Source organism: Bacteroides caecigallinarum (genome assembly GCF_021531075.1).
GTDB lineage: Bacteria > Bacteroidota > Bacteroidia > Bacteroidales > Bacteroidaceae > Phocaeicola > Phocaeicola caecigallinarum_B.
Map to the genome: position 1 here is coordinate 1 of NZ_JADYTJ010000073.1, position 8,897 is coordinate 8,897.

6 protein-coding genes and 1 pseudogene are annotated in these 8,897 nt (G+C 34.1%); 4 read left to right on the forward strand and 3 right to left on the reverse strand.

The genetic code is table 11. From position 1 onward, the window contains the following. The first annotated feature begins 719 nt into the window (after window positions 1–719). The 4 genes and pseudogenes from I6E11_RS13590 to I6E11_RS13605 form a co-directional block, all read left to right on the forward strand. Window positions 720–1,019, forward strand: a complete 300-nt coding sequence (locus tag I6E11_RS13590; protein WP_235338690.1) for a glutaredoxin-related protein — start codon at window positions 720–722, stop codon at window positions 1,017–1,019. Window positions 1,020–1,410: 391 nt separating this feature from the next. Beyond that, complete coding sequence (locus tag I6E11_RS13595) at window positions 1,411–1,977, forward strand: YdeI/OmpD-associated family protein (protein ID WP_235338691.1); 567 nt, start codon at window positions 1,411–1,413, stop codon at window positions 1,975–1,977. A gap of 261 nt (window positions 1,978–2,238) precedes the next feature. Beyond that, window positions 2,239–3,531, forward strand: a complete 1,293-nt coding sequence (locus I6E11_RS13600) for an MATE family efflux transporter (RefSeq protein WP_235338692.1) — start codon at window positions 2,239–2,241, stop codon at window positions 3,529–3,531. Next, a pseudogene (locus tag I6E11_RS13605) lies at window positions 3,528–3,810 on the forward strand (CatB-related O-acetyltransferase); the annotation flags it as partial. The gene I6E11_RS13600 and the pseudogene I6E11_RS13605, both read left to right, overlap by 4 nt. Before the next feature lie 17 nt (window positions 3,811–3,827). On the opposite strand, the gene I6E11_RS13610 reads toward I6E11_RS13605, so the two are convergent. From I6E11_RS13610 to I6E11_RS13620, 3 genes are all read right to left on the reverse strand, one after another. Beyond that, the gene (locus I6E11_RS13610) at window positions 3,828–4,868 is read right to left on the reverse strand and encodes a hypothetical protein (protein ID WP_235338693.1); all 1,041 of its coding nucleotides are present in this window, start codon (window positions 4,866–4,868) and stop codon (window positions 3,828–3,830) included. Further along, window positions 4,865–6,991 (reverse strand): AAA family ATPase, encoded by a 2,127-nt coding sequence (locus I6E11_RS13615; RefSeq protein WP_235338694.1) that lies wholly within the window; start codon window positions 6,989–6,991, stop codon window positions 4,865–4,867. Before I6E11_RS13615 ends, I6E11_RS13610 begins: the two co-directional genes overlap by 4 nt. Before the next feature lie 99 nt (window positions 6,992–7,090). After that, window positions 7,091–8,836 carry an ATP-binding protein gene (locus I6E11_RS13620; protein ID WP_235338695.1) on the reverse strand — a complete coding sequence of 582 codons (1,746 nt, stop codon included), beginning with the start codon at window positions 8,834–8,836 and terminating at the stop codon, window positions 7,091–7,093. Between the last annotated feature and the right edge of the window lie 61 nt (window positions 8,837–8,897).

The following is an 8,897-nucleotide window of genomic DNA, read 5'->3' on the forward strand; positions in this document are numbered from 1 at the left end:
AGACAGTTTAAAATGGCAGCAAGCTGGATAATTTTGTTATGCAGTTTACAGAACAGAAGATTGAATATTTGCCATAATTTGGATCAAAATATTATCAGCTGCACCAATATATACAACACACAAAAAGAATCGTAAGAAGGGCTTAAAACTAGCTAAATTCAAAAGTTATTCTCCAGCAGCTACTGCCGTTTTTATCATATCAAGAGAGATAGAAAACCAATACAGACTTAGAGCTTTTTTTATTAAAAGTCCCCAATATATCATATACGACTGAAACAATTTATACTGGAATGTCCAACAAAATTATACAACAGAATAACCTCGAGAAATAGAATTTTTGTTGTACACTATACCTATCTAAAATAAGATTAGAGCAAAATAACAATGTACAAGAAAATAGGGCTTAAAGTAGCAAACAAATAAACTTGATCGCTCCAAATGTAAGTATAGTATAGAAAGGATAATAGTATCTAACAAAAAACTTCTTTAAGATGCATTAAAACCATACTTTTATTCTAAATTGACATAATCAAAATCCAAACAATAACCTCATCATTTCATCAATTCATCAAAAACGATTGTATCACATAACGTAGAATTGTATAAAAAAGCAATAAGCACTTTTATATTTAAAAGACATTTCATACTTTTGAGATATATCTTTTGTTTCTCACTATCAATGCCCAGCACAATAGTAATAATTTATAACAATATACATCATGATTAAAATTTATAGTATGAATACTTGTCCGGACTGTATTTATGTTGAAGAGCAGATACAGGGAGACGACAGATATGAGATTATAAACATAGGTTCGCATGTAAAATATTTAAAGGAATTTCTAAGGATCCGTGATAACAGCCCTGTTTTTAATGAAGCGAAAAAAGTTGGAGCTGCAGGTATTCCATGCTTTGTTTTAGAGGATGGTTCTGTTACACTCATACCAGAAGAAGCCGGACTTACTTCAAGACCAATTACAGAAGGAATGTCATGTAATATAGACGGAAGTGGTTGCTGATACAAACTATATTTTGAGGAATCTAACCTATCATATAATAAAGCTAAAATATGAGATCTGTTTATTATATGATAGGTTGTACCAATAATAGTCTTTAATCACAAACTACCTTTAGATAATGATTGATAGTTCTATATTGTTTACTATCTTTCTCCTCTATGAATCGTGTATATTGGGAATATAGCTTCTGATATAATGCAATGATGATGAATATGGTATACTTACCTGCCACTTGTTGTATGGGAAAATTTTGCCAATGAGGATTTATAAAGATGTAATCCTAGCAAAGGACTCAACTATATTGAGAAATTATTGGAATATCTTTTTAAGTCATCCGATGAACATTGAAGATATTTCCGTATTTTTGAAATACAAATCAAAATGGCCGACAATGGAAATTCATAATTTATTGGATATCAAATCAAGAACAGAACTACGTGAATGGCTAATACATAACCATAAAACAGAGAAAGAATGCTGGATAGTGGTAAAACGTGGAAGACCTACGGATAACAATACTTTCTGGTATATCGATGCTGTAGAAGAAGCCCTATGCTTCGGTTGGATAGACAGTACTACTAAAAAAATAGCAGATGATGTAACAGTCCAGAAAATTTGTCTACGAAAGCCAAAAAGCAATTGGTCCGAGCTCAATAAAGAAAGATGCCGCAGAATGGAACGTTTAGGACTGATGACCGATGCCGGAAGAGCCGTTCTACCGGATATGTCACCTAATGGTTTTATCATAGACAAGGATATATTGCAGAGGCTACAATCCGACCCGGTAGTGTGGAACAATTTCTGCCAATTACCTGATTTATATAGGCGAATCAGAATTGATACGATTCAAATTAAAAAGAATCAACCCGAACTTTTTGAAAGTCGCCTGAACAAATTCATAGAAAATACCCAAAAAGGACTTCTCTACGGAGAATGGAATGACAACGGAAGATTATAAAAATACAGAAAAGCATTAATCTATTTCTATTTTTATTACCTTTGTACATAGGATATTAAAAACAAAGATTGTTCAACCTATGAAATGGCAATTGTGCATATAGCTGCGCATAATAAATAGCATTTTCAATTCAAGCTATTAATATACAGGCTTATAATACAGGTCTGTACTTCTTTATTTTGCCATTATATCAAATAATTACTTTACAAATAAGTTATGTCACCAGTTGACAGGATTTGTTGTATTTTATCATGTTGAACAATGAATTATACATATAAAAACATATGGCTCATCAACTTTCCGGTTATGATGAGCATCCTTATCGAACAACTTATTAATATAACTGATGCTATCTTCTTAGGTCATGTTGGTGAAATAGAATTAGGAGCATCCGCACTCGCTGGGATCTGGTATCTCGCCATTTATATGCTCGGTTTCGGATTCAGTATAGGTTTACAGGTTGTCATTGCACGGCGTAATGGCGAGCAACAATATTCAGAAACAGGTAGAACATTCTTTCAGGGATTGTTTTTTCTGTCTGGTTTAGCAGTTCTACTGTGCACTATTTCGAAAATATTATCTCCCATGATTCTGAGCAATCTGATTGCATCTGAGAAAGTCTATTCTGCTGTTATTGACTATCTGGACTGGCGCATTTGGGGATTAATGTTTTCTTTCCCATTTCTTGCGTTGCGGTCTTTCCTGGTCGGTATCACACTTACAAAGCCCTTGAACAAAGCTGCCTTCACTGCTGTATTGGTGAATATACCTTGTAATTGGCTTTTCATATTTTATTTCGATATGGGAATAGCAGGTGCTGCAATAGCGTCATCTTTTGCTGAATTATGCTCATTGATAATATTGTCTATCCATGTTTTACGAAAAATGGACAGAAAGGTTTATGGTCTGAACTGGCAGTTTAATAAAAACATATTCCATCATGTCTGCCGTGTATCTATCTGGAGCATGTTCAATCCGTTTATTGGTGTGGCCTCATGGTTTGCCTTCTTCTTAGCCATTGAGCATTTAGGCGAATTGGAACTGGCAGCGACAAATGTAATACGTAGCATATCTACCTTGTTTTTTGTTATTGTCAATTCATTGGCAGCAACTACCGGCTCATTGGTAAGTAATCTGTTGGGAGCAGGACAAAAGAATCAGATTTTCCCGTTATGTAACCGGGTTATCCGTTTGGGATATGCCGTGGGATTCCCACTTATTATTCTTTCTATAATCTGTTTCAATCCACTTTTTAATATTTACTCGGATAATGAGGGCCTAATGCAAATAGCACAGCTGCCATTTACAGTAGCGTTGTTGAATTATGCCTTTGCCTTACCTGGTTATGTATATATGAATGCTGTCACAGGGACAGGTGCCACACGTACAACCTTCATTTTTCAGACTGTAACCATCATAGCCTACCAGATTTATTTATGGACGATAAGCTATCTAAGCACATCCCTGTCTGTCTATTGGACAGCAGAATACTTATATGTGATATTGCTTGGAGTGCTTTCCATTATCTATCTTAAATGCAAAAAAATTCCATGATGAAGAAAATACATCCTCACATAGGAGATACACAGACTGTTTATTTAAATACTGTTGTGAAAGATCTGTCTATTGAAGTCGGCGATTATACAATCTATAATGATTTTGTATCCAATCCACTACTTTTTGAACAGAGTAATGTATTGTATCATTATCCAATCAATCATGAGCGATTGATAAATAGGTAAATTCTGCTTAATTGCTTGCGTCACAAAGTTTCTGTTCAATTGTGCCAACCATACATTAAGATCTTTATTAACTTATACATTCCCTTTGTTTTAACTTTTCCTCTATTTTTATTCTCCATCATTAAAATCCAATATATCTTTGCGTAATTTATGAAAGGAACGATGATGTTCGTTTGAAAATTCTAAACCGAATATATCTCTTCTTATTTGTTCTATTATCATATTGGCAAAAGGTATCGGTTCATTCTGTTCTCCTTTCCCAGTATTACAGATGATTCTTGCCATCTCTATTATTTTTGATGACGTGTATTTTACTTTCAATTCTGCCAATCTAAGAGCCTCACATTTATGATAATTATATCGTTCTTTTAGATAGAAAAAATCTATTTCTTTGTCATAGTCTGCATCTGACAATGTATCAAAATCAAGTTCATAATCATCCATATGTTTTAGAAAGTCCATATTAGTAATTCTCTCTATTTTGGGACGAAGCCAAATTTTTACTTGATTATCAAAATCGTATAAATTGGATGTTGGACTTAGTTTTTGACGCTGATTTAAATTAACATCCATCACTCGCTTTCCCTTGATATGAGGGCCATTGCATGTTGGACATGTGGGAACAAGATTATATAAACTCAAAGCGACTAAAGGACATCTTCCTTTATCAAGAACATGATCTAAGTCGAATTGAGTTCTTATCCCCCTTCGTTTTCCACTTTTAGTGACCTCCTCATATTGAAAATAGTTAATGTATGTCATGTCGCAATAGTGACAGGTGTGAATATCAAAACCATTATTTTTGTTCTTGAAGAAGTCAATGATGGAATCACTTAAAGCATTGAATCTTCCCCCTTTTTCCTTTGTATAACTAAACAACTCCTTTAATGCTAAATGCAAATCATCTTTTTCAGCAAGCCTTAATGTGGCATAAGTATCATAGATTTCAGCAAGTTTTGTATAGGGCAATATCATCAGTTTTTTCAATTGAGTGGGCAAAAGCATTTTAAACTCGTTCTTCAAATTGTACAACCTCTTTCTGAGTTTGCCCCATGTCTTCTGTCTTTCATCTGCATCGTCCAGCAATGCCACAAATGTCTCCTCAAGTTTTTTTCGATGCTCGGCATCACCATAATCCATCTTTATCATTCTTCATTCCTCCTATCTAATCGGCGTTTAAGTTTATTCATCACACGTTCAAGAGTAGAACGCAAATAGCCATCCCCCACAATATTTGCAACATACCTATATCGTTTCCAATCATTTTCACTGATAATCTGATTTTTGTTGTATCGGCAGAATATCTCTTCTATCTCTTCTTGAGCGATTTGCCCCATAGAATACTCCATAAAAAAGCTCTGTCCAAGCATATCATGGATGTTGGCACAAAAAGTCTCTCCGGCTATTTCTTTCTGTTTAGACAATATCAGGACATTACTTCTTGGAATATCGCTCAACACGAATGGCGAGTGAGTTACCATTAATAAGTTAATACCCTCAATGTGTTCAATATGAATATTTCTCAATGCAGAAATAATCAAAAAAAGAAAACGCCTCTGTAAATCTGGATGAAAATACAGTTCTATTTCATCAAATACAACGTTCACATATTTGTATTTAAGCAGAGGCAAACCTGCAACTTTCTCATCCTCTATAGTATGAACAGAGTTAATATTGACTAGATGATATACAAAATTGCTTATGACGTATGCTACTTGACGCTCCCCCGAACTAAGACTCCAAAAAGGAATTATATTCCTGTCATCATATTCTCCATTTTGATTAATATCTTCTCTTCGTACAATTCTAAATTCAATATCAAAGATGGGAGGTGGTAGAAAATCCGTCAAATTAAGATGTAGAAAAATATTTAATTCATTATTGTTATTTTTATATATTTCTGCCTGATTCTGAATATCCCCTAAATGATACACTCCTTCAACATCATAAATCTCAGTAATAAGAAACATTAATGTTCGGCGTAATTTCATAGTGATATGAGACTGGTCTTTAATCAGTTCGTCCAAGTGATGATGCAATAGTTCAATGCTTCGATTCTCCTTCCGCAAATTACTTATTATTTTATTGTATTTCTTGTAAGTCAGCCCAATCTTGATTATCTTGTACGTAAGGTATCTATAAGCCAACAAATGCTTATAGCCTTCCCTTCTAATACCCAACAAATCTTGAAGATAACTCAGTATCTCATTCTCAATCTCTTCATATTCTGTATATAATCGGCTCTTCTTACCAAATAACTTTTTTCCCACCATCCATTCCTTGGTCCATCTCGTTTCCTCGTCCATTCGTGAATTCAGTACAAACCCCACGATAACATGGTCTCGATTGATGACTCTAAACGGATATCTGTCAATTTCATTATTATTTCGATCATCTTTATAAAAGAGCATAGACAAAATTCTCTCTTTGGCAAGATAGTTCTCTTTGGGAGCATGAATAATACCATTATCTCGCATAGGGTTCAGAACCAAAGGCATTTGATAACCATCGTTTTTATGAAATAGTCCTGTCAGCCAACATCTTAGATAAGGATAATTGATATAGTCTACTTTTGGTCTAATTTTTTCGATACGTTCCTTTTTTGTAAATTCTTCCCAATAATCACTTGGATTATAAGCATACAACGAATAATTACAAACAACCGTATAAAACAGTTCAGCCAATTTATGCAAGCGACTAGTTTGTCTAAGAAATAAATCATCTACATTGTTATCTATTGCGTTCAACCACACTTCTTGTCTTCCTGCCTGATAGTGAATGTTGCTGTCATCATCCTCATTATTCACCTCCCTATATCCAACCACTTCAACCAATCTGCCCTTCACATCCAATCTTCGCAATTCTTCATTCTGAATAAACAACACACTCCCATATACATGTTCAATATAATGCACGTGTTCCGCAGCAGCATATTGTGGTTTTTCCCCCATTAAGGCTGTAGCAACATTGTTCAACACTCTCACCATCATATCTAAAATTGAACTCTTTCCACTGCCATTCTCCCCAACAATAGCACTTACACTAATGCTCAGACTATCCGTATCGTAAATCATGGCATCATCTGCAAAATTATTTGGTATAGAGACATGACTGCCATCATCATTAACTTCTATATCCTGGTAAAATTTATACCATTTGTCTGTTTTTGATAACGAACGTTGCATGCGATTTACAAAATGACACTCTTCCTCCAAAGGATTCTCGGGACGGAGACATCTAAAGGCAATAATCCTGAATAATGATTTGGGCATAATACTTATGAATTTAAATATGATTTTTATATGTCATACTGCTATTAATCAATAATAAAACTTATTTGAGAATTCTCATATTGTAATTTATTTCTTTTGTTAGGATTTTGATTGTTTTATAATATTTCCTACAGCTACATCCAAATCTTGAGTACTGATATCTTGACCCCACACTTGCCAAAATTGTATTGTATTACTATGTGGTTTTATTTTAGGTTCCTCCACTTTAATACGAGAAGGAAGTAATGTAGCATCTCCAACGACAATAGCTTCACCAATATCCAATAAGGCAAGATTATCTGCTATATTACCAAGATTATCAGGTAAAAGACGTTTGATTGTATTTTGATCTTCCACATTGGTAAGACGCATACTTATAAAATTATTACATTGACTTAGAACTGTTTTATTTACTTCGCATGGTCTTTGACTTATGATAACCAAACTTACACCATATTTTCGTCCTTCTTTCGCTATACGCTCGAAACTTTTTAATCCAATTGCAGAAACAGCGTCCGTGTTTTCGTTTTGTTCAACATAAAGATGTGCTTCATCACAAAGTAATGCTATCGGATGTCGTTTTTCTTTTGCAGACCACTGCTGTACTGAGAAAATAATTCTAGCAATAAGACCTATAACAAGAGGTAGAATATCCGAAGGTACTTCAGACAAGTCAATAACTTTAATACCACCAGTACACACTTGTGAAGTTCCCATCAGTTGTTTACAGAAAGAGTGAAGCCAATCCGAATTCTTTTCCTCATCTGTAAGAGAAAACATAAACCCTATGCGCTTGTCGGACATCTTATTTTCAAGACGCTGATTAAAGCGAGTTAGTTTACCGTTAAAAGGACCAGCTTTATCACCTCTTGCACCTTGTACCATTTCTGAATCGAGTTGATGTAAATGTTGCAAAACCAAATTTAAGTCATAAGCTACTGGACTATCTAATGTAATTTTACCTTCATATTCTGTGCCTCTAACTGTACTTTCTTTAGCTACCATTATTTGTTTTGATAACTGCATTGCTTGATTAGGGGCATTAGTGTCACTACGATCTAATAACAAAGCTTGCATTTCTTCATAGTTTAATAGCCAATATGGAATCATAAGGATTCCTTTTTCAAGTTTATTAGCTGTTTCCAAATCATTTGGTGCTGCAATTTTTAATTGTGTTATTCCATTCCTCTTAAATGAACTATCTGAATACTCTCCATGTATATCAAATAATACAGCATTCACTGATTTGAGTTCTGCCATTTGCTCTATTAGTTTCGCAACACAATAGGATTTACCACTGCCGGTTGAACCGACTATAGCAGCATGACGCTGGAATAGTTTATCCCCGTCAATATATGCAGTAGAATTATCATCTATAAAATACTTTCCTAATGATAATGGGGTTACTACATTTACTGCAATGGAGGAAATACATTCCATAAGCCTTGTTAGTTTTTCTCCTTCAATTCGGAAACAAGATGCTTGAATATTGGGTAATGTAGTTACATTACGTTTAAATACATTTTCTTTTACTCCATCTTTATCACGTAGTTCTCCAACAAATACTAATTTTATTACATTTGAAGATAAATCTTCCTTATCATTCTCTTCTTCAATGTCAATATTATTAAGAAATGATTTTTCGTCAAGACGTCTTGCCATTTTTACAATCATCCCAACAATATGAGTTCCAGCTCGAGGACTATTAATGGCAATCAACTGATTTATTTGTAACTCGGACATTTTTTTATCATCAGGTATAAATGCTATCGCGGTACCTGTATCCACACTTGCTATTTTGCCGATAAGTTCTTCTTCTTTATAATTGAGTATCATTTCCGCCATAATAAATTATTTTATAATTGATATAAATTCTTCAAGTTTCCAATATGCAGTTGTTTCTGTT

Excerpts from the sequence above, each read along its gene's own strand:
- I6E11_RS13610 (WP_235338693.1), bottom strand. The coding sequence starts at position 4,868 with ATGATAAAGATGGATTATGGTGATGCCGAGCATCGAAAAAAACTTGAG.
- I6E11_RS13590 (WP_235338690.1), top strand. The coding sequence starts at position 720 with ATGATTAAAATTTATAGTATGAATACTTGTCCGGACTGTATTTATGTT.
- I6E11_RS13615 (WP_235338694.1), bottom strand. The coding sequence starts at position 6,991 with ATGCCCAAATCATTATTCAGGATTATTGCCTTTAGATGTCTCCGTCCC.
- I6E11_RS13620 (WP_235338695.1), bottom strand. The coding sequence starts at position 8,836 with ATGGCGGAAATGATACTCAATTATAAAGAAGAAGAACTTATCGGCAAA.
- I6E11_RS13595 (WP_235338691.1), top strand. The coding sequence starts at position 1,411 with ATGGAAATTCATAATTTATTGGATATCAAATCAAGAACAGAACTACGT.
- I6E11_RS13600 (WP_235338692.1), top strand. The coding sequence starts at position 2,239 with ATGAATTATACATATAAAAACATATGGCTCATCAACTTTCCGGTTATG.